The following is a 26,225-nucleotide window of genomic DNA, read 5'->3' as shown; positions in this document are numbered from 1 at the left end:
TTAATCCATTTCAAATTAATAACTAATAAGTATATAACTATCAATTTAAGGATAATATTATGAATAAACATGACAATGATCTTACAAATGACCGCGTAATCGATAACAATGAACGTGTGCTCACTGATGACTATCTTGAAGTTGGCGATAGAGAGCGTATCATCGATGACAATGAGCGCCGATTAACTGGTAGTGATCATACTATCAATAATACTGTCATTAGGCATGAAAATGACAATATTATAGAGGATCATGATGCGATTGATCGTACTGCTGTCAAGCACATGTCTAGAGAATCGAGAGAAGATCTTAATGCAGATCCTATTACTGGTGAGCCAGGATCACATCCAGTAGGAACAGGTATTGGTGGCATCGGTGGTGCCGCAGCAGGCGCAGCTATTGGCACGATGGCAGGACCATTGGGTACATTAATTGGTGGCGCTATTGGTGCTATTGTTGGTGGCGGCGCAGGTCATGCAGCAGCAGAAGCTATTGACCCAACCCGTGAAGAAGCTTATTGGCGTGCAGAACATGCCAATGCTAGTTATTATCAGCAAGGACACGATTTTGACCGTGATCTACATCCAGCTTATGCAGTAGGTTATGCTAACCGAGCACGTTATCCTAGTGACGCGCGTTTCGAAGATCATGAAACAGATTTGCAGCGTTCATGGGAAGAAGTAAAGGGCGAATCACGTCTAGCTTGGGATGATGCTCGTCATGCATCACGTGATGCGTGGAACCGTGTTAGTTAATTATTATTTGAGACTAGCTTGCCATCTCATTTGCTAATATATAATTATGAATTGTTCAAATATAAGCCGTATTATTTCAATTGAGTGAGAAGTGGTAAGCATAGTGTACAGAAACTTACTGATTTGTGAATTACAAGGTGATAAATGTATACGTAGCCTGACTGACAGCCCCAACTAATGTAATTTATGCTATGTTAAAGCTTCCAAAGATGACTTTGGAAGCTTTTTTATTTGCTCATTGTTTTATTTTCTAATATCTTATAATTAACTGCCAGAAGACAGCATAATCATAAAGGATTATGAGACAATTTTGACCTCTTAGTAGAGTGATATTTTTAGTGCAATATAATAATATAAAACCAAATAAAAATAAGAATAGGTAAACTATGAATCGTCATGCGAATAATGATGAACAAAAGCAATTTTACATAGCTACTGCTAATCTACTTAATTTTGCCAATCCTGATCGAATTTATTATGACAATGCACCAGCATATGACCGTAAGGCTTACCAGCATAAGTTGCAAGGAATAACCGAATTACTTTCTAAAGCCCATGCAGATATTATTGCGGTACAAGAGGTGTGGGATAGTGATGCTCTAGAAGCATTAGCTGTTTCATTAGGTTTTAAAGCAGAACATGTGATTGCTCCACTTGCTAGTAATGACCGTACTAGTCAATATACTCAAGGCCACGGCGCGCAAAAAACGCCAGCTGTCGGTTTTATTAGCCGCTTTGCTCAGTTAGAAACTACGTTGTTAGAGAACATAGTCCCTGAAGCGGTAATCGATATCCCTGATGTTGGACCTTATCATCAATTTAATCGTCCACCATTGTTACTACGTGTTGATACGTATGGTCAACCAATAACAATTGTCACAGCTCACCTTAAAAGTAAACGCGCTTATTTTTTACGTGATGAGTCAGGCAACTTATTAGAAGATATGGATGACCCTAATATCCGTGTTCGTGCCAAGCTGCGCAGCTTGTGTATGCGAGCGGCAGAAGCTGCATCAATACGTATGTCTATTATCAAGCGGCTACAACATACTCGTGAACCATTGATATTGTTGGGTGATATGAATGATGTCACTGGTAGCGTAACTACTCAACTAATGGCTGAGACTGGCGAGGTGAACTATGACAAAAGTATGCGTGATGTCGCATTGTTCGATGCTGCTCGTATCCAAGCTCGCTATGGTTGGATGAAAGATGTCGCTTATACGCACATCTATCAAGGTATACCAGAGGTCATTGATCAACTATTCGTATCAGAAGAGTTTTTACCTGATAGCAAGTTTTCACTAGGTCATGTTGAGCGAGTAGATTACTTTAACGATCATTTAAAGTGGGATTATTCAGATAGAGTAATTGACCATGGCATTGTCCGAGCAAAGATAAAACTTTACGATTAATCATATTCTGCAGTTGGTTATATTATTAATTGGCACATTATCATTCTAATCCGTTCACGCCCCTTGTTTGATAATGTGCAAGTGTTTATGATGCTTCTTCATTGGATATAGTAGTAACAATATTTACCACTAAACTGACATTAGCATGCTGATTTAGTGCTAATGTTATTCGATGAAGATCGTATTTATACATAATAGGGCGTAATACTAAGAGGTTTATAATGAGTGATCACAGAGATGACAAAATAGAAGACATATTGGTCGATTCAGAATTGGCAAAGAAGTTGGTGCCTAATAAGTTTAAGTTTACTAGTCAGCAAGGCCGCGTACGCCGTCAAAAATTGTTGATGGGTGCAAAGAAGCTAAGCGAGACTCGCGCTATTAATGATATTAGTTTAGCTGATGTGTGTGAAGAGGCGGGTATTCCGCGAGCTTCCGCTTATCACTTTTTTCCTAATATCGAAGCGATATTTTTAGCACTGCGTTTCTTAAATGCGATTGAAATTTTAGAAATACTAACCACTGTTGAGACGGTAGACTATGACAGATGGCAGGGTTATCTAACTGCGCTTATCCAACGCTGTGTGAATATCTTTCATGATGATCAAACCAAAGCTAAACTGATTTATGATACTAATACGCCAGATTTTGAAGGTGATAGTTTCGGTGAAGATATGGATCATCAAATCGTTGAGCTAGTCTATAAGCGTTTATCAGAGCGCTATGAGATGCCAAAGTTTGAAGATATACAAGATATACTTCTAGTGACCTATAGTATCATCAACGGCGTATTTACTTTATCTTATCGTCGTCATGCCAGTATCACAGATAATTATTTGCAAGAAGCAACCACTGCATCTATTGCTTACCTGCGTTGCTACTTGCCAGAAAAGTTACCACGCAAAAACCGTTAAGTTTTAATGGTTAAAATACGGTTGTTAGTACGACATAATAAAAAAGCTGGCGCGATGCCAGCTTTTTTGTGTCTTACAATCAGTACTCTAATTAATTAAATGGTTTATAGTCTTATATCCAATACGATAAGTGACGGTCGGTATTGGCATCGATATCGTTGTAGAGTGTACTAAAAGTACACTATTATCACTTTTACTGTCAGCAACTTGAGTCGTTGGAGGCAATGATTGACCATGACAAACATCATCATGCGGATCTAACGGTGCATATTGCTTGTAATAATCAACAATTGAGCTTTCAAGTGCTACGTTAGTCTTTGAGTCGTGAGCATTGACATATGCCTCACGTGCTTGCTCTAACCAGCGTTCAGCCATACGAAAATGCGTACCAGACTGACGCCAACCGTGTGCACATTGATCAGCTGCTGCCCAAATCAAAGCCACCTCACTAAATGCTAGCTCACGTGGCGCAATAATTATACTGTTGCTATCTGTTGAGGTGCTGTCTTTTGAAGCACTATCTTTTAGAGCGCTTACTGTCGCCCACAAATCAGGCCTCATCAAAGCAGATGATGATGGAATGTCAGTCGTTAACTTCAATTCTTCATCAGCATTGCTTCGTAACTTTTGTAGAATATGAGCACCAGCTTTTAATGCTTGGCTACCAGCCTGTGTGTTGCTTTTAATACTATTTTCATGAGAAGCATAGTTGAGCCAAGCTTGGGCTTTATAAGCAAAATATTGCTGGCGTGAGGTTAGAGAGTTTTTTCGGTATAAAGCCAGCTCAGTCAGCATACAGTCGATAGTTTGCTGCTCAACCATCTTATGTTTTGGGCGAACATTTTGCGTGGCATTACCGTTGTAGCAATAGCTTATTGGAATAATAGCATCTTTATTTAGGCTATCATCAGCATGATTGTTACCTGCGGCCTGTACTAATGGTGATAGCGTTAATAATGTCATTACAGACAATATAGTACGCGTATGGCGTTTATAAGCCGATACTGTCGCTATCAATTGTGAAGTATTTAGCATAACGCAAGCCTTATTGTATGGTAATTCATTTACGAGCTATCTTATAATTTCTATCAGCTATTGTCATTTTTAAGACTATTTTATCCGCTACATATCGCTTAAGTCTTAGTCTCAGTACTTAGGCGTTTGTTTTTACGTGGATCATCACGTTTGAACAAGTCCTCATCAAACTTGAAGCGCAGTCTAAAGTAAGCGCCTTCTTGAGTACTATCATCATAAGCGATATCTTCATCTTCAAAGCCCATAAAATTGTAGCCAAGTGACAACCACAAGTTAGTCATTGGGCTATAACCAACTTCAGCACCCAGCATATAAGCTAAATCGTTGGCTTGATTATTCCAGTATGTACCTGCTTGCAAGCCAATGTCCCAGCGTTCGCTAATATCGTATAGACCGCGCACATAGGCGGCATGAGCTGTGTTTTCACTCTCGAGATTATCAGCTTGGTATTGATTGTATTTACCCGCATAGTGTCCAGATAACGTCAATGGACGTGTTGGATGGTAGTTACCACTCCATGACCATATTAGTGAGTCTTTCTGATACGGATCAGTGCCCGTGTCATTATCGTCTAAGCGATATTCAAGCTTGGCTAGCATGTCTAACTGATTACTGTCATAGTCACGGTAGGCAGCACCAAGCTGAAAGCGGTTGATAGTACGATGACCATCATCATAGTCTACTCGTGAGTAGATGTCTTTTGCCAGTAGGGTAATGTCATCAGTATAGCGATAGGCGATACCGGCACTACCGAGCAGCGTATCACTAGTGTCACCCCAGCGTTTTTCTAAACGGCCCGATGCTTTGTAGTCTTCTTTGGCAAGGTATTCAACACCAAAACCAACTGCGGTCGCAGTGCTATCTTTTTCACCTTCAAGCGATTCAACACGCTCAAATAAAGTGTTTAAGGTCAGACCTTCTTGGACATACCATTTGTTCTTTAGACCAATAGCTGCTTCAGCTTCACGTGCACTAATAGCATCGCGAGCACGGTATTCACTATAGACCTTACCATCTTTCATATAGGTCGCATCAAAACCTACAACAGTACGCTGACGCTCATCGGTATCATCAAGACCGTAGCTGCCTGATAGGCTGTTGATTAAGTCATGACGCGCATAAAGACGACCTAAATTACCTAGCGGAGTTTCGCCGCCGATAGAGGTTGCGTTACGTGCGCTATGATCAATATCTTGCTCATATTCAGCAAACACCAACGCTTTATTAAGCTTAGGCAAGCGAGCAGTAATACGGGCGCGGGCGGTCATGCCTTCGATATCTTTTTCTAAAGTATTTACGCCATTAAGTGCCGACTGGTTAATCAGACTGTCATTAAATATTGGCTTCTCATCCTCATCTACAATATCAGTGTTTATGACATCAGTTGCAGCTTGCGTATTACGTGAGGCAGCAGTCGCTTCTTGTTTATAATAACGTAGTCCAATCTCACCAACGATATTTTGACTAAGGCGTTGTTCTATACTTGCCTGTATACCTTCACGACTGGCTTCGGTAGTATGATCTTCGGTACGTATGCCTTCAAACTTTAGCGCAGTTGTTTTGTGCTTTAACTTATGAGTGACCTCTAATCCAGATTCAGTACGTCCAGCGGTTAGTGGAGAGGCACCAGTAACGAAGCCTTCATCGGCTTTATTATAATAAGCTTTGGCGCGCGTGCGGTTTTTGTCATCGTAGTTTAGCTCAATGCGTAGGGCGTCACCATCAGTATCGTCGCCTTCTTTTAGCTCTTTTACATTGATCTGATTGCTAGGCTCATAGTCAGGGTTTTCAGCTTTACTCTTGGCATATTCCGCAACCAGTTTTAACTTGTCGTTAAATTTGATCACACTGTTAACGCTGGCAAGCTCTTCTTTATTTAGTGGATCATCGCTATTGATGTAGCTACCACCGACAGAGACTTTATCTGTTAATTGTTGTTTGCCTGCCACGCCACCGACCCAATAGTTTTCGCCGCCTTCGTCCACTTCAACAGTGACACGTAAATAGATAGGATTGCCATCAATATCTTGACTAGCAATAGGGGCTTTAAGATACAGGCTGCGACTAATAGGATCAATTTCGTAGTCAGCAAAGCGCGTTAGTGTTTCACGGCTAATGATCAGGCCAGGGTTATTCGCATCACGAGTAATGACTTCGATGGTTTCAGAGTTTTCGAGTACCGCATCAAAGTCGCCAGCGAGTGGATAAGGACCCGAAATACCGAGACCACGCGTTTCATTAACACGTTGTGATGAGCTGGTTTCAGCGAGGAAAGTCGTGATACGGGTATCGGTATCCTCAAATTGAGCTTTAATACCTGTTAAAGTGCGGCTGTATTTACCAAGCTTAATACCATCGTCGTTATCAATCTGAGTTTTTAGGTCGCCGTACATAGCAAATGAGCGACCTTTATCTAAACGAATATATAGCTTGCTCGTAGACTGAGCGTCAAAACCTTTGGCTGATGAATCGCCGTATACTGGATAATATTCACCTGGATCAATATCACGGAACAGACGTTCGCCTTTTTTGTCGCTGTCATAAGCTAGGGTCAGCAGATAGTCTCCACGTACTTTGCCTTTTAGGAACATCGCCGCACGACCAGTTGCTGAATAGTCGTCACCACCTGCAAATTCATGTAGCTCTTCTTCAAATGCGCCTTGGGCATCGGTTATACTGCCGCTATCAAAGTCTTTTAATGATATAGCGCCTTCTACAATACCAACCGCGATGAGCGGACGTAGCTTTGCCGTAAATTGTAGCGGAATCACTTGTTTGCTGCTACCAGTATCGATAATCAACTCACCTTTACCTGGCGCATTTGGTGCAATTACTGGAATCAGTAGCTCGCCACCGTCTACGCTAAACTGGGTACCAGCTTGATCTTTATTACTGTCTTTTAGATTGATACGTCCAATATTGGTATCGATAGTGATAGGTGTTGATGGGATGTAAGGAAGGTTGTTACGATCTTTTAGGCTAATGACTACTTGGTATTCGCTCACACCGTCAGCTTCAATCAAACGCTCTTGAGTACGATAATTAATCGCTTGTAAGCTGTCAGGCGCGATGATGTCGATGGTTTGCTCTGAGATAACTTTGCCTGTTACGTCAGTGGCAACGCCGCGTAAGGTATTGCTACCACGCTTAAAATCAACAGCGTAATAATCAAAAGCAGTAACGCTTTGATTGGCTTGTTCAGCTGTTTTACCGATTTTTTCTTCTGATACGGCTTTACCATTAGCATATAGGGTAAAGTTTGAGCCTAATGGTGCTTGAACTTGAACCAACTGCTTGTACGAGTTTAACTGTTGACCCGAGCTCAAGTTGATAAAGGCTACATCATTATTAGCCACCTTTTTCAGGTATTCTTCAAGCTCTTTTTGTTTTGGAGGTGCGATAGTATTGACCGTTAAGTTAACACGCTCGGCAGTAGGGTTAGCCATATCAGCAACAATTGCTGAGTCACATTGAATACCACGGTCTAATTCATCATTAGACTTACAGCCACTAGCATCGACATTGTCGTCATTATTGAGGTCGTAATCAGGCTCCAAAGCCAACTCGCTCTTGACGGCTTGCTCAAGGGCATCATTTTTAGCACTAATATTTTTGCTACGTGTGATGAGTTCTTGATTTAAACGTTCAGTACTATCGGCCATGCCGCCTACCAACGCAAAATCTGCACGATGCATTTCACCATATTTTAAGTCGACGAAACGGCTACCGGCATCGCCTGCGTTACGATTACTTTGAGTAATGAGTTCAGTACCAATAGGTAAAGTCGTGCGATCAACTTTTAGTACGTGAGTCTTGGCGCTGATACCGTAGAAATTATATTTTCCTTCAGGATCTGTGACGATATAGTTGCCGTTTTCCATATAAATACGAACACCAGCTACGCCAAGCTCATCATTATCTTTTTGTTGAATACCATCGCGGTTGATGTCATGGTATATTTTACCAACGATGATACCATCGGTATTCATAACGCCGCGGCTGACATCAATTTTCCATTGTGATTCTCTAGAGACTAATACTTGGTCGTTTTCATTGCGACCTTGAGCGATAGCGCGATTAATACCGTCACCGCCCAAGGCGGATGAGCCTACTAGAACGCGATAAGTAATTTCTTTTCCTGTCTTAGGACCCATATTACCGAAACTTAAAACCTGGTATTTACCATCTGCTTTAAACTCAGTGGTTTGAGCCTTATCAATGCGTAAGCTACCACTCACGTAATCAAAGCCACGTGGTAGGGCATCTTTTAGCTGGACGTCATAAGCAGTTGCGACGCTATTGTCATTGGTGACTTTAATAGTGTAACTGACGTAGTCGCCAAGCTCAGCAGTTTTGACATCGCTTTCTTTTTTGACTTGTAAGTCGGGAGTCTCGTCAATGATAGCGACTTCACTACTAATCTGCTCATCAATGTAGTTTAGATCAGATTGACTAGGTTGTTGATCGAGACCGACAGAAGGATCAATACAGGCGTCTAAAGTAGCTGTCAATGTATCATCTTTTCGGGTTTGAAGGATATTATCATCGAGTGCATTGGCATTGTTTTGCGTTGGCGCTGATAAATAGTACTTTCCCGTGTTATTGCCCGTTTCTATGGCTTTTAGAGAGTAGGTATCGCCTGTTAAAGGTGAGGTAATGGTCACCCAAATTTGATCTTGCTTATCAGGCTGTACATTACATTGGGCGTAGCTGGCTTCAACATAAATGTCATCGCCAATTTGTGAATTTCTTTTGCTACCGTTAAAGTTCCAAGTAGTGAAATTAATACTAGGCTCGACGATGATTAAACTATCGATCACAGCTGCCTTTACTGACGCATCTTCAACGACGACTGCACCAATCTTAATATCAGCAGTATCACCATCTTTTGCATTTCTATCAGTAAGAGCCTGTACGATGAGCTGAATACTCTCACCTTGCCCAATTTTGATTGAGTTGAGATTGGTGATCAATAAGTCATCTGAATCAATCAGACCGTCTTTATTGATATCTTGATAGACTGTAAAGTTAGATAGGCTGCTTGGAATATCGTAGCTTAGAGCGATGGTTTCATCACTATAGCTATTATTGGTTAATAGGTTTTTCCATATCACTTCACTGCCAGACGCTACAGTCTGCAATGGTGATTGGCTTAGGCGAAGGTCATACTTCTCTAACGCAGATGCTTGGACTTTTACTTGGTTCGAGGTGCTGGTCAATAATACTGCTTTGTCATTACTAACGTAATAGTGAGCATTGGCAATATTGTCGATGATGCTGAGCACATCAGACGTAGCTGCCGCAGCGGAATTGGATTGCATAATCAGTATAGCTGCCGTTAATGCAGATAGCTTGGCTGCTTTAGCCGATAGACGAGTAGACTGAGTGATACAGTGAAATGTCATATTACTTGATTATCCAATCAAATCCAAAAACAGAGGGGCTGTCTTTGCTTTGCTTACTTGTAGAGCAACCTAAGCAAAGACAGTTTTTGCGTTATCTATAAGCTTAATCACAGATAACGGTATATAAAAATAAGTAATTTACGCAATGCTAAAGTGAGCCAGGAGCAGCACCGTCAGGATTAATTTTTACCGAAAATACTAATGCTGCATATTTTTGCGGTGCTAAGCTAGGTACCGTGCCACTAACAGCAGTAGAATTAGCTGATGCTCCATAAGTATTGTCTGCAGGCGATGCATCTGCGTCAGCTACTTCGGCTAGCTTGACAGTAAAGGAAGGGGTAGTACTTGAAGTTAGTACTTGAGCTTTATTATTAAAGCGATCTGTCGTATCCGTTACGATCAGGTCAGTGAAGTTAAATCGTGTATCCGATGCTGAAAAGTTATTAAAGGCTGTAATTTTATAGACGATACAATCACCGGGTTTTGCAGCGACATCACCTTGTGTAAATACAAGAGAAGCATTGACAGCACAGGTTTCATTTAGTGCTTGTTTTTTGACCAGCTTTAGACCTTTTACTATAGTAGTATTCTCAACAGAGCGAGCACCTACTGTAGGCGCATCCTGTCCACCAACGACTAACGTAACTGAGGTTTTTTCAGTGGAGTCAATGATTGCTTGTGTAGACTCTACTTTGTAGTTGATAGTGACACTTGAGTTCGGTGCCATACCAGTCCATGCTGCTCCCCCATTTTTGGGTACGGCTGTACTTAGATCATAATCGCCATTACCGTCCCGTGTGACTGTGTAGGTGAGGTTGGGAGTTGCTGGGTTGTCGTCAGCATCATATACCACCTCTACCGTGTTCGGTACTCTGGTGATTTGGTCGTTGGCACCTTCAGTGATAGTGAATTTAATTTCACCTACTTGATCGCCTTCAGTCTCTCTACCAGTATTTCTTATGACAGCTGAATGTGTAATCTGCGTTGTATCTGTCGTAGTAGTTGGTATCTCTTTAGTAGTAGGTGACGATATGTTAATAGCACGCTGGTTAGAAACTAAAGGTGCTGCTGAGTCACTACCAGTAGTTGTACTAACAGTACCGTCTGTAACTTCACTATCATCAGCAGCTGGATAGAAGTTACTGGTATTCTGTTTAGGGTCAGTACTATCCGTAGTGTCATAAATGATTTGGTTTTCACCAAGATTGAGAGTTATAGAGGCGTGGTTAATAGTTTTTTTAGGATCAGCAAGTGGTTCGGCTTGATCTTTTTGCACATCGAAGGTAATAGTGGCTGTTTCACCTGGTGCTAAATTCAATAAAGTAACTCTAATGCTATCGTTAGAAGTACTAGTACCTTTACCTTCTCTACCCGGTACAATAGTGGCATTATTACTGACGCTTAAGTTCGGCTGATCTGCTAGACGTAAGCCCTCTGGTAAACCATCGAAAACCACGATGTTGTTGGCATTGGCAGCATAAGGTGCAGTCTCATCGTTACGGACAGTGACGGTATAAGTGACCTTCGATGTTGGATCATTTAGGTTTAAGTGTAATGTCAGTGTTTTGAAAAACGGTACCAGTAACAGTAGTAGTGCTTTTTACAGAATTATCCGCATTATAGATAATGTAAGTGACATTGGTAGCGTCTAGATCATAAGAGCTTGCATCTTGCGTACTACCTGGAATAGTACCGCCCTGAGCTAAGTTAAGCTTATAAGTATCTTCTACGTTACCTGAGTTGGTTAAGATATGGTTAAAGGCAACACGACCTTTCGGGGTCACAATGATGTTGCGGTTATAGTCATCGGCAGCATTATCATCAGTAGTTGTAGCCGTTAAACTGAAGGCTGCACTTTGCGTGATGTTAACAGTTACAGGATTAGACTGAACCGCAGTTTGCGCAACAGTGCCTATTTTATACGTAGCACTGGCTATGTTTTTAATGGTAGGAGTCGATGCGGCTATTGATTCAGCTGCATTCGCAACATTAGTCATGCCAAAAGCCGCTGCGATACCGACTGTCAATACTGAGTACTTAAAGGTGCTGGATTTCATCCAGAGATTCTCCTGAGTAAAAAAATGAATAGCTAAGGTCAAAGTTAAAAGGTTTAGTTGACAGTGGTATTAAGTGATACGTCTGCTGATTTCTTCGCAGGAAGTAATTTAATATTCCAACGAAGAGCTTTGTATTCAGATAATGGAACTTTGATGACTTTGCCATCTACTTTACGCACAAGCGGCATATCAGCATAATTTTTGCCATCGACAGTTGCTTGTGCGCTGTTTGGTTTTGCCTCGCCAGTAAATACCATGCTGGCAGGGATGGGGAGAGTCACAGCAACATCGCTAATAGGCTGGTCAATGACATTGGTATAAGTAGCGCGGTACTGTACAGTCTCACCCTTCTGAGCATTTGATGCTGCGATGTAGCTGACCTTACCGTCAGCAGTTTTTACAATCTTATTGGCCTGTAGCTCCATTTTTAGAGCATCTGCTGCGTACGATATATTGATCAGGCATGCAGATACTGCAGTGGTGATAAGAGCGTGGCGTAAAAATTGAAATAATTTCATATCAAAATCCTCAGTTGGGTAAATTCTACGTGCAATATCCTTGCCAACGTACATAAAAATGTGAGTACGAACAATGTTTTGCTAGTAAAAGGTGCAACAATTTTTTGTTTTTTATTCTCACAGAGAACCAATAAATAGTCACCAAATAACCGATAAATGACGTTTACGAGTTCCTCAGTGGGATGTGAATTACTTAAAAAATCAAAGCCTTAGTCATTTAAGGGTTTGTGTTTTTAGAGCCATATTTAGTATTAAAGTATAAAATTGCCTTAGTTGGCTCCGTTGAAGATACAGACGTTTTTAATAAATCAAAGGCATCAGAAATAATTACACCGTTTACGCCTATAGGTGCCGATGTATTAGTGCTTCTGAATACTGATGAAGGGTTTCCTAACGGTCTTGGCAAGTTAAATACAGACTCGACGGGCGTACGCTGTAAAGAGTCGTTAATTTTAACTTCATTCAAGTCAACATGACCGCGATTGTAAGCTTCTAACTTATAAGCGATACAGTTTCCTGGCTTAACATCATTGGCTGGATTGATACTAAAACCTGTAGTCGGCTGACTAGTATTAGTGATGCTAGAGTAGTTAAGCGTGTCATTACAGGTATGTACATACTGGAGCTTTTTGAGTACCAACGCTGTGTTGTCTGCTTTTACTTCACCAAAATCAAGATTGCGTGTGACATCACCTGAGCTGTTCTTTTCAGTTTTATAGTTATAGACGTTAGCGACTAGCGCGACTTCTTGAGTATTAATAGTCGTATCTTCACTATAGTCCCAAGGGTTTGGTTCAGTTTCGACTAGACAAACTTTTGATCTACCTACAAGGACGTTTGGGCTGACGCTGAAACTATATCTACCTAAACTTGCTGCAGCACTTGAGACGGTTTGCGGATTGGGTGAAGTGGATACGATATTGTTGCCATTGCAATCAGTGAGACTGATACGTAAGTTAGGGTCATAGATACCTGATTCATTGCTATCAAATACACCATTATAATAATTACCGTTACCTGTAAAGGCCGCAGAAATATCCTGCTTAGTACTGGTGCTAGCTGTGATACCGCCATTGTCATTAAAGACGATACCTGCAAAGGTATAATTCGATGGGACACTAGCAGATGGACTGTTAGTAATAGTACAAGTGATCTCGTCGCCATGAGTGGCATTGGATATAGTAAATGAGCGAGTTTTGGCAGACGCGTTATAAGTCATCGCAGTAGTAGGCATGACGGTCGTACTACCAGTCGTAGCGTTGTTGCAAGTGTAAGCCGCATTGTAGGCAATGATATCGCCATTGTTTTGATTGTTCGTAACGCGCTCAATGATCGTATAAGTCGTACTGGTTGCAAGCTCTACGACACCGCTATTATCATTAGTAACAACTTGTCCTGAGCCAGTCGTTTCAAAAGTCTTGAGTGATGTTGTAGCATTGTTGATACTGATAGAAAACTGATCGCGATTGATATTAGTATCATTGACGCGATTACCATCAAGCTGTTTTTTAACAATAATTTTGGGAGGAGCAAGACAGAAGTAAAAATCTGAATAGCCAATAGCATGCGGACTATTGTATTCGCTAAGTGTATTGTTGTGTCTCAAAATAAGAGAGGTGTTGGCGAGGTTGTAATTCCAATTAGCATCGACATTACATTCTCCAACACCACAGTTTTTACCTTTGATTGCAGTGACTATATTTCTATTAGCGTTTATGGTTTGAAAGATACTATTGAATGTTACTTGCCCACCATTGGTAGAGACATCAACTTGCTCTATATATGGCGCTTGATTATTGTTATTAACAGTTGAATCCAAATCTTGTATCTTGTAGCCCACTTTACTTACTGTACGATTAATGCTGATATTCAGATTATGGTTATTCTTGACTGCAGGGGAGGTATGAACTAAGTTTAATGCTGCTGACGTCGCACCAGTTATAGAGCCGAAGAAAGGCGAGGTCTTTGTAATCTGATTAGTATCAGTATAGATATCTACAAGTAATGGAAAGCTAATTTTGAAGGTTTTGATATCGCTACCTTCTGTGAATGTAAAGTCGCGACTGAGCGCACCATCGGTCCAGTTCAGTGACTGGTTGACAGATCCTGAAGGTGGAGTGGCTCCAATATAGTACATCTTATGGTTAGCTGGACAGCTACCTGCTGTAGAGGTTGGGGTAGATGATGGTAAGAATGGGTTGGCATGTGCATTTTGGCTACTTGTGCTTAATCCTATAAATAATAGAGTGGATATAGTTAGGCCTAGTACTGGTTTTATGTCTATATGTCTTTTGGGGGTCGCATGGTTACTTTCTTGCATCTTATTCCCTCGGAGCTAAATTTACTCTAAACATTACAATGTGGAATGATTAAAGTGCTTATACCGTAAACGGTAACTAAAGCATGACTAAAGGCAAAAAATCACCGAATTTAGATTGGAATGTGCAAAATATATGCCAAAAATTAAATATTGATTTAAGGTGGCGCTATTAAAGCTTAGGTTTAGAGATAAAGAATGAGGCAAAAATTTCCTCAGTTTCTTTGACGAAAATTGGCAATTCACACAAAATCGGCTACGCAAACCTGAGGTTTAGGTTTGTATTCTGAAAAGGGTATGTGGATAATAAAGTGATAGGCTTTAATTATTAATAAAAGCTGAGTAGGAGATTATGGTTGGAAAACGGAAGTTAAAAAAGCAGAAGTCAGCAAACTGAAGTTGGAGCTACCTTAACACGCGATTAAGATAGCTCTTTAAGCTTGAAATACAATATATGAAACTTGAGTTAATATTAATTAGTACCTGTTTGTGAAATCTTCGCAGAGAAATAAATAGTACCTGTTTCACCTGCTGCTAGGCTACTAAACGTCCCTATCAAGTTTGGAGCAGTATAAGTTGCTGTAGCTGCAGGTGAACTTCCTGAAGTCTCAGAACTAAAGTCCTTTTCATAGATAATTTTAGGTGTCTCTAACACATCCGTTACTGCAAGACCGCTAATGATTTTAGCAGTATCTTTGAAAGTGTTTTCAGCAGTGATTTTATAGTAGATACAGTTACCAGGTTTGGCTTCACCACCACTGATAGTAGTATCAGCCCAGCTAAGCGAAGTTAAGGCTGCGCCACAAGCTGCTACTGCTTGGTACTTGAGTAAATTGATACCTTCCATAGTGGTAGTAGAGCTTACACTAGCGTTAGCAGGTGCAGGTGTGTCGGCAACTGGTCCTTGTGGCAATACAGTAATAGCCATGGTTTCAAGGCTACCAAGATCATTCGTGCCACCTGTAAGGTTACTGCTTGAACCGCTTGTATTTACTTTTACGCCAATCTTTACAAACTCGTTAGGCAATAAACCAGTTGTTGCTGCTTCATTAAGGTCATATCCCTTAGCAGTTTTGGTCAAAATGGTCTCACTGCTATCATAGCTACCATTATCGTTAGCATCTACAAACACTTCTGTTTCAACAATAGTGATGTTGGCATGATTAGTAGTTGGGGCTACCGTAAAGTAAACTTTATCAGCACTAGCGGCTTCGGTTATATCTGTACCTGCGTTAGTGATAGTATAGATATAAGTATTATTTTGACTTATAAGTCCAACTTCTTTGTCATCAGTATCGCTAGTAATCGTTAGGTTACGAGTCTGGCTACTGGTGGTAATAGTAGAGTTAGAGTTGCTATCTTTACCTTTGTAATTAGTAGCAGTAGTATCTTCGTAGGTTTTTTCAGTAACACCACCTGCCGAATCACCTGAGCTATCAACAAGATCAAAAGAACCATTGCCATCAACATCATCTTCAACGAGGGCATAGTTGGTGATATTAGTGCCAGTAGCAGGCGTAGTCGTATCTTTCTTCGCACGGAAAGTAACGGTAATGGTTTCATTCATTTTGATATCTTGACCACTAACAGTTATCTCTTTGCCAGTGGTTGAAATATTTGCATCCTTAGCTGTACTTGTACCAGACGCGACTACCGTAGGCGCTATATAGTTAGTCTCTCCAGACTTTATGGCCACCAAACCTACAGGTAAGGCGTCAGTAATTCTTACTGCTGTACCATCGATGTTACCTTCGTTTTTCACAGTAATCGTATAGTCAACATAGGCGTTAGCATTATTGGTATCGAATGTTTTGTTGTTAAGATTGGTGGTAGCAGACTTAGTAATGGCATAAACAGGGGTAGTCGTAATAGCGTTGTTGGTGTTAAGCGCTTTTTGGTCTGCTGTTGTCTGACCTTTGTTTGTTAGATATGCACTGGTCGCTGTAACGGTAAAGGAGGTGTTATTACCGATAACACGATCAGAACTTGTAGTAGCGGTAATAGTAATGTCAGCAGTTTGACCTGGTTTAAGCGTTATCGTTCCACCAATTGCAATGGTCTCAGAGTTACCAACATTGGTATTACCTTCTTTTATTTGGTACTTGATGGTAGCGCTAGCAGGTAAGCTGTTTGATGGATTGGCTAAACTAATAGTATACGTATCAGAGATGTTACCATCGTTACTGAGAGTATGGTTGAAGTCTACAGAAGAACCAGCGGCAGGGTGGATTGCGATGTTTTCGTTTAGGTCATCACCAATAGCACCACCACTACTTGTATCATCATTTTTGGCAACTAAGCTAAATGCTCCCGTTTCAGTCACATTGACGACGACTTCATTTGACTCGGCTCTTTGCTGATTACCTGTGTTATCAGCGACAGTATAAGTAGCCGTTGCCTTGTTCGTCACAGAAAAAGCATTCTCTTTGTCATATACTACATCGGCAGCGTTTGCAGTAGTTAAACTCATAGCGGCTACAACACCGACAGTTAATACTGAATATTTGAATATATTAGACTTCATAAATTAGTTTTCCTAAAAGTGTCGCGCAAAGTAATCAAAGTTGTTAATTGATAAAGGTTATTAATTAATAATGGTATTAAGAGATACGTCTGCTAGTTTGTTCGCAGGAAGCCACTTAATATTCCAACGAAGTGCTTTATATTCAGCCAATGGAACCTTGACGACCTTGCCGTCTACTCTGCGCATAAGCGGCATGTCCGCATAGTTTTTGCCATCGATTGTTGCTTGCGCACTTTTTGGTTGTGCTTCACCAGTGAATACCATGTTTGCAGGTATCGGCAAAGTCACAGCGACATCGCTAATAGGTTGATCAATGACGTTGGTATAAGTAGCGCGGTATTGTACGGTCTCACCCTTTTGAGCATTTGATGCGGTGATATAGCTAAGCTTGCCATCAGCGGTCTTTATAATTTTATTAGCTTGTAATTCCATCTTTAAAGCGTCTGTCGCCTGTGCGCTACTGAATAACGCAGCAGATACCATCATGGTAGTTATAAGTTTTTTTAGATAAAGTTTAGCTTTCATGATTTTTTCCTTTCTTCCTTTACCCTAATCAACCAGTCAAAAAGCCTCAATGTAGGGCAAATACAGAGTGTCTAAACACAGTAGATTTACGGCTGCACATTTCTGCAGGCAAATATAGTACTTACACTTTATATATATAAAATGTATTTTTATTATGTTAGCGATATTTGTATATTACTTATGTGGAATATAAAGGTAAAACTCGGTCAGTGCGACTAAAGTCAGATAGGTGGAGTTTTGAGATAGTTAAGCGGTAAAGGCTAAAATTTAGCCTTGTTTAAGTTTTTATTATCAATCATACAATCACAGGTTTGTAGTTAAAATAAGACCAGCTTGATCAGCTCAAGCTAATTAATCTAATAGCTAACATTAGCAACTACTTGGACTGTGTCGAACCATATTGGGTATTAAAGTAAAAAATACGTTTCTCTTTTTTGGGTAAAGTAGCAGATGTAGTAGTAATCGTGCCGTTCTGACCATTACTTAGACCATCGTTAAAGACACCAACCGTTCGTGCGGGTCCTGCTAATACAGAGGTAACCGTAGGATCTGCTGGATTGTTAGGATCTTTACGCTGTAATACGTCTTGCATCACAAAGTTATCGATAGCGACATTTGAGCGATTGGTCGCAGTGATCTTATAGGCAATGCATTGGCCTGGTTTGACATCTGTACCTGCGCCTGTAGTAGAGCTAGAAAGAGGGTTTTTACTGTAAGTTAAGCTAGCAAAGTTAGTAAATTTACAGTCATTGGCCGCTTGTTCTTTTTCAAGAACCAGCGCTGCATTGTTGGTAATGACTCTACCAAAGTTATTATTTAAATAGTTATAATTGTTTGCTATTAGAGCAATGCTTTGCTTTTCAGTAGTCGTACGAATAGGGTAAGCAGGGCTGCTATTGTTATTGCTTTCGATAAGACATACTGAGCCAACACCAGCCAATGTGGTACTAGCTACAGTAATTTGATATTTCCCTATATTACTACCAGAGTTCTCTGCCGCTTTTGTAGCATAGACAGTACTGGTATTGGTGCAATTCACCAGACTAACGGTACTACCCGCTATACCGCTCTCAGAGGGGATGCTAAATAATCCGTCAAAGTAGTTAGCATTGTTATATACACCGCTGTCTATAGTAGCGTTTCTGATATCCGCCTGAGCTTCAGTGATACCACCATTGTCATTAAAAACCGTTCCTGAGAAAGAGTAGGTTGCTGGACTATTGGTGATGGTACAAGTAATCTCATCGCCGTAAGTAGTACCAGAAATAGTGAATGAGCGAGTTTTGGCAGTAGCATCATATTTCATTGCGGTAGTCGGTATAGTAGTGCCGTTTGTCGTGGCATTAGTACAAGTATAAGTGGCGTTATAGTTCGCGATATCACCAAGCGTTGAGCCATTCATAACTCTTTCAGTAATCGTATATGTTGTGCTTTCTGCTAAACTTATGACGTTGCTACTACCGTTAGTGATCGTTGTGCCTGTGCCAGTGGTTGTAACGCTATTACTAGCGATAGAGCCACCAGTGACCTTGATCTCAAATTGATCGCGCTTGGCTTCGGTATCATTGACACGTGTACCATTGAGTGCCTTTTTTACAACAATTTTCGGTGGTGCAAGACAAAAGTAAAAGTCTGAGTAGCCCATCAAGTGATTACCAGTCGATTCTGTGCTAGATGCTCCAGAATAAGTATTACCATGAGTTACTATAAAAGGGGTGTTTGCCGATTTATAACCCCAATCTACATTGAAGTTACATGAGTTGGAGGTGCTACAGTTGTTCCACTGAGTCCCTGACACAGTACTACCAGACTGTGTTAAATAATTACTGAGTAAGTTGGAAAACAGTCCGCCAGAAGTAAGAAGTGAGATTGACTCAACATACTTACCAGCCTCATTAGAATCCAAATCCTGAACAACAAACCCATATTTTGAGACAGGTCTGTCTATGACAGCGGCTAGTTTGTGATTGATTGCAGCACGTTGGCTACTATGGAACATATTGAGAGCATTCTCCGTTACGCCAGGATCACTACCATAGCTTGGATAACCAGAAAGCAGATGTGTAGTCTCAGAAAAAGCTAATTTAAATTTAATGCCGTTAAAAGTGTATTCGTTACTCAAACTTCCATTTGCCCAGCTTACATTTGAAGGTTGTATAGCGCCAGCAGGCTTATTTCCTCCAAAGTAATACCTCTGATGACCACTTGGACAAGTGGCTGGTGTGGTAGTCGAGCCTTCGTCAAATGTTGAGTTAACTGTGTTGCTATCACTTGCACTTTTGGTGGCCAAATTTGCATGACTGATGGTAGCTATATTAGTTACAGTAGCGCCTGCAGACGCAGTCACATGAGTAGGCACAATAATGCTGTAGCTCTTGCCGACAGGAATAGATGGGATCGTAAATCCTGTCCCTTCTAGTTGAGACACTGTCGGTACGGTAGTACAACTATTGGTAGTATCTGTCGTGTCACACGTGATGTTGGATTGTTTGCTGAGTCCGGCAACGGCAGCATCTTTTAGAGTTACGTTGTTTAAGGTAGCACCACCAGTATTGATGATTTTAACGATGTAGTTAGTCGTGTTGTTAGTGCCCATGCTATTTATACCGTCAGTCTTAGAAATTTCATAAGACAAAGGCGGTGTATAACAATAATTATCTACTCGAAAATCTATATCCTGATCTGAAGGTTTACTAATTTCGTTAGTATGGCCATAGCTCATGACTATTGATTGTACAGGTTGTGCAAACGAGATAGAGGCTTGACACTTGGTGTCAAGTTCGGCACTACACTGTGTGTTTTCCGATGAGAAAAATGTGTTTCCAGAATTTGTTACATTGGAGCCAGTGAATGTCTTGCCAGCAATAATATCACCGCTTATAGTCTTACCAGTAATCGTTACCTGATCACTCCAGCCCCTACTATTGGCAGTGTTAAAGATGCTTTTATCAATGTCAAATATACTCAATGCAACATTGCTTAGGTAAAGAGGAGTAGTGGTGCCAGAGTTCCGAAAGCTAAGAATTACAGTAGTTGTTATTAGGTTCTTATCATTACCAGTTTTATCAATGTGAAGGTAGTTACTCCCAATCGAAGGCGTAACTGTAGAGTTATTCGTTTGCGAAATATTCATATTGACACTGAGTGGTATGGTATTCGCAGGTGTGCCTACTACTGGTACATAACTATTGTTGTTGTAGCTCGATAATAAATTAGCATAGTCATTATTTGACAATCTGCCTTGAATAGTGCCAGAAGGACAAATAGCCCCAGGGTTTGGCTCAAGGGCAAACGATGAGTTACTGACCAATAGAAGAGTTATAAAGGCTATCAACGTTAGTAGTTGCCATAGACATTCTCTGAACGAGTATGAAAGCGAACCTAAAAAACATTGAGCTTTGTGCATACGACTATTCCCAAAATTAGCTATTGCTCACTATGGTCAATAGTTAAGCATCTTTTTATAAACTTATTAGTAGAAGATGTTAGATAGTACATATCGCAAAAGCCAGTTTAATATTACCAACGGTCATTTTGATATGATAGAGAGAATATACTTATTTAATGAAGAACAATAGTTTGTTAATAAGCGCTGTAAATATTACATTTAGCTTTGTCATTTTTAAAAAAACTAATCGCTATTTATCTACGAAATACTTGTTATGTTGTCATTTCTCTACAGCCATAAACATTTGAGTCATAAGAGCCTATAATGAACGACTGTAATTATTTTATGATCATATATACAGATGTCACTAGTATGGTCAGCAAATGGCTTTGACAAATTAAAGTCACTATGTAGTCAATGTCATAATTGTGCTTATTAGTCACTCAACTGGCATAATATTATCTCTATTACCGCGTAAGACAATGGAATGCTTAAGCGTAGCAAGGACGTCGTAAAGTAGCCCGTTATCTCATTACACACTATTAAATAACACCCTACCTTTAGGTAGGAATGACTGATATAAAAGGACGAACAAAGATGAATTACTATAAGGATGCTGATAGCACCGAAACGCAAGAATGGTTGGAAGCTTTTGAGTCCGTCATCAAACATGCTGATAAGGATCGTGCACAGTTCTTATTAAAAGCGTTATATAACATGGCCGTACAGGAAGACCTACCTTTCAATCGTTTAGACACTGCCTATATCAATACCATCGCAGTAGAAGATGAGCCGATGTACCCTGGTGATTTGGCTATCGAGCGCAAGATTCGCGCTTTGATTCGCTATAATGCTTTGGCAATGGTGATGCGTGCAAACAAAAATGACGATGACTTAGGTGGTCACTTAGCGACATTTGCATCGAGTGCCACACTGTATGAGACGGGTTTTAACCATTTTTTCCGTGCGGCGAGCGATCATTTCGGCGGTGATATGATTTATTACCAAGGTCATTCAGCACCGGGTATCTATGCGCGCTCTTATTTAGAGGGTCGTTTAGACGAGGAGCAGTTAGATAACTTCCGTCGTGAAGTAGGTGGCAAAGGTTTATCAAGCTATCCGCATCCGTATCTGATGCCTGACTACTGGCAGTTCCCAACTGTTTCAATGGGTTTGGGTCCAATCATGTCAATTTATCATGCGCATGTGCATCGCTATATGGAAAACCGTGGATTGCTTGAGAAGGAAGGTCGCAAGATTTGGACGTTCTTAGGTGACGGTGAGACGGATGAGCCAGAAAGCTTAGGTGCAATATCACTTGCTGGTCGTGAGAAGCTTGATAATTTAATCTGGGTCGTCAACTGTAATCTACAGCGTCTTGATGGACCAGTACGTGGTAATGGTAAGATTATTCAAGAGTTAGAGTCTGTGTTCCGCGGTGCTGGCTGGCGTGTGATTAAGGTCGTTTGGGGCGGTAAGTGGGATAGTTTACTGGCTAATGATGATACTGGTGTTCTTAAATATCGTATGGAAGAAGTAGTTGATGGTGAGTATCAGCTATATGAAGCTCGTACCCCTGAATTTACCCGCAAGGAGTTCTTCGGTAAATATCCAGAATTAGAAGAGATGGCAGACGCCTTGTCTGATGAAGATATTTCACGTTTAAATCGCGGTGGTCATGATCCGATGAAAGTCTATGCCGCTTTTAGTGAAGCGATGAAGACGAAAGGTCAACCTACAGTTATTCTTGTCAAAACAGTTAAAGGCTATGGCTTATCTGCTCAGACCCAAGCCGTTAATAAGTCGCACCAAGTCAAAAAACTAGATCAAGAAGCCCTAATGTATTTCCGTGATCGCTTTGATTTGCCATTTACTGATGAGCAGTTAGAGACCCTACCGTTTTATCGTCCTGAGGAAGGTTCTGCGGAGATGAAGTACCTAAAAGGACGCCGTGAAGCCTTAGGTGGTCACTTGCCGAATCGTCGTAGTGGTCACATTCCACTGAACATTCCTGAACTGTCTATGTTTGATCGTGTACTGAAAGGCAGCAACGGTAAAGAGCAATCTACCACTATGGTGTTTGTGCGTTTGCTATCAGCAATGCTCAAAAATAAAGATATCCAAGATCGCGTCGTTCCTATCGTACCTGATGAAGCACGTACTTTTGGTTTAGAAGGTATGTTCCGTCAACTAGGTATCTATTCTGCTGTTGGGCAAAAATATACACCAGAAGATAGCGAAGCCTTGATGGGTTATAAAGAAGCAATCGACGGCCACATGTTAGAAGAAGGCATCAACGAAGCAGGCGCGATGAGTACTTGGATTGCGTTAGCAACAAGCTATTCTGTGAATGCGTTACCGATGATTCCGATGTATATTTACTATTCAATGTTCGGTTTCCAGCGCATCGGTGATCTAGCATGGGCGGCGGGTGATTGTCAGGCACAAGGCTTCTTATTAGGAGCGACAGCAGGTCGTACAACCTTGAATGGTGAAGGCTTACAGCATCAAGATGGTCATTCGCAAATCTTATTTAACGTTGTACCGAACTGTGTAACTTATGACCCTTGCTTTGGTTATGAGCTCGCAGTAGTTATGCATGATGGCCTACGCCGCATGTATGGCGAAGGCGAGCGCGTTTATTATTATTTAACTTTAATGAACGAAAACTATGAGCAACCTGCGATGCCAGAAGGTTGCGAGGAAGGTATTAAACGAGGCATGTACTTGCTTGAAGATAATGGATCAACACAAGTTCAGCTGTTGGGTTCTGGTGTTATCTTACGTGAAGTACAAAAAGCGTCGCAGATATTAAAAGACGAGTTCAATATTTCGTCTAACGTATGGAGCGTGACTAGCTTTAATGAGCTGACACGTGATGGTATGGCTTGTGATGATTACAACCGTCTGCATCCTATGGAAGAAGAGAAAGTATCATGGGTGACAGAGCAGCTTGCCCCTCATGAAGGTATTGTAGTCGCCGCAACTGACTATATGCGTAACTACTCAGAGCAAATCCGTGGTTGGTTACCAGATAATCGTCCTTATACTACCCTAGGTACAGATGGTTATGGTCGTTCTGATACCCGTGAAAACTTACGTAGCTTCTTCCACGTGGACGCCGCTCACATTGTGGTAGCAACGCTCAAACGCTTAGCTGATGAAGGTGAAGTTGAGATGCGCCTTGTAAAAGATGCTATTTCAAGCTTTGGCATCGAAGTGGACCAGCCACCTGCATGGCAGCAACAACCTCATTATGATCATTTCCCAGATGCGCCAGCACCAGCACCTGATAACGTTAACCCGAATCCTGTACCTGAGTTTGTCGATGAAGATGATGATGAAGTCAGCACTGAAGGCCGCGCTGAAGATAAAGCCGATGCCAATTTGCTCAATGATGATGACATCAAAGAATGAGATTCACAAAATAAGACAAATACAAGATAAGGAGAGCAAGGATGGAAATTAAAGCCCCCGATTTGGGTGTTGATAGCGCCGAAGTCAGTGAGATTATGGTAGAAGTCGGCGATGTTATTGCCAAAGACGACAATATTATCTTGCTAGAATCTGATAAAGCCTCGGTCGAAGTGCCGAGCTCAGCTGCTGGTAAGATCACTAAAATTAGTGTTGCTATCGGCGATCAAGTTAGTGAAGGTATGGTGCTTATCGAGCTTGATGCTGATACTGACAGTCAAGATGATAACCAAGACGACAGTAAAAGTGCGAATGAAGAGAGTAAAGAAGCACCTGAAACCGAAAAACAAAACGAGCCTCAAGATACTAAGCAAGAAGAAAAACAAGACGATACTGAATCAGCTCAGTCAAATACGTCTAAACCTGCCGAAAAAGCAGGAAAAGCTACCACGCATGCATTGCCAGATTTAGGGGTTGATGAAGCACAAGTGGCTGAGATTATGGTTAGCGTAGGTGACATAGTCAGTGCTGATCAGTCAATCTTATTAATTGAGTCTGATAAAGCCTCAGTTGAAGTGCCAGCTCCAGAAGCGGGCAAGATTGAAAAAATACTTGTTGAAGCTGGTGACATGGTTGCTAATGGTCAAGATTTCATCGTTATCGTTAGTAGTGGTTCAGATACTGCTGATAATAGTGCAGATGAGTCAAAAGATACTGAGTCACAAACGAAAGCTGGCTCTAACGATCAAGACGTTAGCACTAAGCCTGAAAGCAAAACTACTGGTGAGCCCAAGCAAGTTGCCACTAAGTCTGCGCCTGCAGCGAGTGACTCTAGTGGTAGCAAGCTAACAGAAGCTCAAGTTAATGAAAAATTAACCGAGGTTTATGCGGGTCCTGCTGTACGTAAGCTTGCTCGTCAGCTAGGCGTAGATATTACTCAGGTAAATGGCACAGCGTTAAATGACCGTATCTTAAAAGAAGACTTATTTGCGCACGTCAAAAACAGCCTAACTACGCAAAAATCTGCACCTGCTGCTAGTAGCAACGTAGCAAGCTCAAGTCTGCCAAAACTGCCTGACATGAGCAATACGGATATCTGGGGCGAAACAGAAACTCAAGACCTTAGCCGTCTACAAAAGGTCTCAATACCACAGCTCAACTACAATACTTTGCTACCGCAAGTAACGCAGTTTGATTTGTCAGATATCACGGAGACTGAAAAGCTACGTGGTGAGTTAAAAGGTGGTATGAAAGCGCAAGGTATTGGTCTGACCATCTTGGCATTTATTGTCAAAGCGACCGCTTATGCGCTTACGCAGCATCCACGCTTTAATAGCCATCTAAATGATGATAATACGCAGATTATCTTGCGTAAAAGTGTCAATATGGGTATTGCCGTGGCGACTGATGACGGCTTAATTGTGCCAGTAATTAAGAATGCTCAAGATAAAGGTATTAAGCAGATTGCGATTGAGATTGGCGAGCTGGCAGTGAAAGCTCGTGACAAAAAACTCAGTACCAAAGATTTGCAAGGTGCTAGTTTCACGATTTCAAGCCAAGGCGTTTTAGGTGGGACTTCATTTACACCATTAGTGAATTGGCCGCAAGTAGGTATATTAGGCGCTTCTGAAGCAACAACGCAGCCACGCTGGAATGCCGACAAGCAGACTTTTGAGCCGCGTCTAATGTTGCCACTATCATTGTCTTATGACCATCGTGTCATTAATGGTGCTGATGCCGCCGTATTTACGCGTTATGTCGCAAGCTTACTTGCTGATCCACGTCGTATCTTGCTATAAATTGTGTAAACGGTTCATATAATGATCGAACAAAAAGACTGTCCTTGGATGGTCTTTTTTTATGGTGTAAATTTAGATTTTTTAGAATGTGTTAAGCATTTTCAAGTAGGCATTGTTTGCGAATGTTCAATACGTTTGAACATTGGATGTTTTTAGTTT

14 protein-coding genes are annotated in these 26,225 nt (G+C 41.1%); 5 read left to right on the top strand and 9 right to left on the bottom strand.

What is annotated here, in order from left to right; genetic code table 11:
- Positions 1 to 284 precede the first annotated feature (284 nt).
- The 3 genes from AAEY87_RS06715 to AAEY87_RS06705 all read left to right on the top strand — a co-directional run bounded on the left by AAEY87_RS06715 (position 285) and on the right by AAEY87_RS06705 (position 3,084).
- The gene (locus AAEY87_RS06715) at positions 285 to 755 is read left to right on the top strand and encodes a hypothetical protein (RefSeq protein ID WP_350656593.1); all 471 of its coding nucleotides are present in this window, start codon (positions 285 to 287) and stop codon (positions 753 to 755) included.
- A 386-nt stretch (positions 756 to 1,141) separates the two neighbouring features.
- A complete protein-coding gene (locus AAEY87_RS06710) occupies positions 1,142 to 2,170 on the top strand; it encodes an endonuclease/exonuclease/phosphatase family protein (protein WP_350656489.1) in 1,029 nt (342 codons plus the stop codon).
- A gap of 221 nt (positions 2,171 to 2,391) precedes the next feature.
- Complete coding sequence (locus AAEY87_RS06705; RefSeq protein ID WP_068036176.1) at positions 2,392 to 3,084, top strand: TetR/AcrR family transcriptional regulator; 693 nt, start codon at positions 2,392 to 2,394, stop codon at positions 3,082 to 3,084.
- A gap of 87 nt (positions 3,085 to 3,171) precedes the next feature.
- Here the strand turns inward: AAEY87_RS06705 and AAEY87_RS06700 are convergent, their stop codons facing one another.
- The 9 genes from AAEY87_RS06700 to AAEY87_RS06660 form a co-directional block, all read right to left on the bottom strand.
- Positions 3,172 to 4,119 (bottom strand): hypothetical protein, encoded by a 948-nt coding sequence (locus tag AAEY87_RS06700; RefSeq protein ID WP_350656488.1) that lies wholly within the window; start codon positions 4,117 to 4,119, stop codon positions 3,172 to 3,174.
- Positions 4,120 to 4,217: 98 nt separating this feature from the next.
- Positions 4,218 to 9,524 (bottom strand): hypothetical protein, encoded by a 5,307-nt coding sequence (locus AAEY87_RS06695; RefSeq protein WP_350656486.1) that lies wholly within the window; start codon positions 9,522 to 9,524, stop codon positions 4,218 to 4,220.
- Between the two features lie 148 nt (positions 9,525 to 9,672).
- Positions 9,673 to 10,980, bottom strand: a complete 1,308-nt coding sequence (locus tag AAEY87_RS06690; RefSeq protein WP_350656485.1) for a hypothetical protein — start codon at positions 10,978 to 10,980, stop codon at positions 9,673 to 9,675.
- Between the two features lie 79 nt (positions 10,981 to 11,059).
- Positions 11,060 to 11,581 (bottom strand): hypothetical protein, encoded by a 522-nt coding sequence (locus AAEY87_RS06685; protein WP_350656484.1) that lies wholly within the window; start codon positions 11,579 to 11,581, stop codon positions 11,060 to 11,062.
- Positions 11,582 to 11,634: 53 nt separating this feature from the next.
- A complete protein-coding gene (locus tag AAEY87_RS06680) occupies positions 11,635 to 12,099 on the bottom strand; it encodes a hypothetical protein (protein WP_350656483.1) in 465 nt (154 codons plus the stop codon).
- Positions 12,100 to 12,316: 217 nt separating this feature from the next.
- Positions 12,317 to 14,419, bottom strand: a complete 2,103-nt coding sequence (locus tag AAEY87_RS06675; protein WP_350656482.1) for a hypothetical protein — start codon at positions 14,417 to 14,419, stop codon at positions 12,317 to 12,319.
- Positions 14,420 to 14,888: 469 nt separating this feature from the next.
- The gene (locus AAEY87_RS06670) at positions 14,889 to 16,940 is read right to left on the bottom strand and encodes a hypothetical protein (RefSeq protein WP_350656481.1); all 2,052 of its coding nucleotides are present in this window, start codon (positions 16,938 to 16,940) and stop codon (positions 14,889 to 14,891) included.
- Positions 16,941 to 17,000: 60 nt separating this feature from the next.
- Complete coding sequence (locus AAEY87_RS06665) at positions 17,001 to 17,465, bottom strand: hypothetical protein (protein WP_350656480.1); 465 nt, start codon at positions 17,463 to 17,465, stop codon at positions 17,001 to 17,003.
- A gap of 376 nt (positions 17,466 to 17,841) precedes the next feature.
- Entirely contained in the window at positions 17,842 to 20,871 is a 3,030-nt protein-coding gene (locus tag AAEY87_RS06660) for a COG1361 family protein (protein WP_350656479.1), read from the bottom strand.
- Between the two features lie 579 nt (positions 20,872 to 21,450).
- Between AAEY87_RS06660 and aceE the strand changes: the two genes are divergently transcribed.
- On the top strand, positions 21,451 to 24,270 hold the full coding sequence (aceE, locus tag AAEY87_RS06655) for a pyruvate dehydrogenase (acetyl-transferring), homodimeric type (protein ID WP_068328088.1): 2,820 nt from the start codon (positions 21,451 to 21,453) through the stop codon (positions 24,268 to 24,270).
- Between the two features lie 41 nt (positions 24,271 to 24,311).
- The gene (locus AAEY87_RS06650; RefSeq protein WP_350656477.1) at positions 24,312 to 26,066 is read left to right on the top strand and encodes a 2-oxo acid dehydrogenase subunit E2; all 1,755 of its coding nucleotides are present in this window, start codon (positions 24,312 to 24,314) and stop codon (positions 26,064 to 26,066) included.
- Positions 26,067 to 26,225 lie beyond the last annotated feature (159 nt).

Source organism: Psychrobacter sp. S1-30-MNA-CIBAN-0213 (assembly GCF_040309845.1).
In the GTDB taxonomy this organism is placed as follows: Bacteria; Pseudomonadota; Gammaproteobacteria; order Pseudomonadales; family Moraxellaceae; genus Psychrobacter.
Note: the sequence above shows the minus strand (reverse complement) of the source record. Positions and strands in the feature narration are given on the sequence as shown.

What these genes read in the sequence shown, in the direction of transcription:
- aceE (WP_068328088.1), top strand. Translation starts at nt 21,451, where the DNA reads ATGAATTACTATAAGGATGCTGATAGCACCGAAACGCAAGAATGGTTG.
- AAEY87_RS06705 (WP_068036176.1), top strand. Translation starts at nt 2,392, where the DNA reads ATGAGTGATCACAGAGATGACAAAATAGAAGACATATTGGTCGATTCA.
- AAEY87_RS06660 (WP_350656479.1), bottom strand. Translation starts at nt 20,871, where the DNA reads ATGCACAAAGCTCAATGTTTTTTAGGTTCGCTTTCATACTCGTTCAGA.
- AAEY87_RS06650 (WP_350656477.1), top strand. Translation starts at nt 24,312, where the DNA reads ATGGAAATTAAAGCCCCCGATTTGGGTGTTGATAGCGCCGAAGTCAGT.
- AAEY87_RS06695 (WP_350656486.1), bottom strand. Translation starts at nt 9,524, where the DNA reads ATGACATTTCACTGTATCACTCAGTCTACTCGTCTATCGGCTAAAGCA.
- AAEY87_RS06700 (WP_350656488.1), bottom strand. Translation starts at nt 4,119, where the DNA reads ATGCTAAATACTTCACAATTGATAGCGACAGTATCGGCTTATAAACGC.
- AAEY87_RS06685 (WP_350656484.1), bottom strand. Translation starts at nt 11,581, where the DNA reads ATGAAATCCAGCACCTTTAAGTACTCAGTATTGACAGTCGGTATCGCA.
- AAEY87_RS06670 (WP_350656481.1), bottom strand. Translation starts at nt 16,940, where the DNA reads ATGAAGTCTAATATATTCAAATATTCAGTATTAACTGTCGGTGTTGTA.
- AAEY87_RS06680 (WP_350656483.1), bottom strand. Translation starts at nt 12,099, where the DNA reads ATGAAATTATTTCAATTTTTACGCCACGCTCTTATCACCACTGCAGTA.
- AAEY87_RS06665 (WP_350656480.1), bottom strand. Translation starts at nt 17,465, where the DNA reads ATGAAAGCTAAACTTTATCTAAAAAAACTTATAACTACCATGATGGTA.
- AAEY87_RS06675 (WP_350656482.1), bottom strand. Translation starts at nt 14,419, where the DNA reads ATGCAAGAAAGTAACCATGCGACCCCCAAAAGACATATAGACATAAAA.
- AAEY87_RS06710 (WP_350656489.1), top strand. Translation starts at nt 1,142, where the DNA reads ATGAATCGTCATGCGAATAATGATGAACAAAAGCAATTTTACATAGCT.
- AAEY87_RS06715 (WP_350656593.1), top strand. Translation starts at nt 285, where the DNA reads ATGTCTAGAGAATCGAGAGAAGATCTTAATGCAGATCCTATTACTGGT.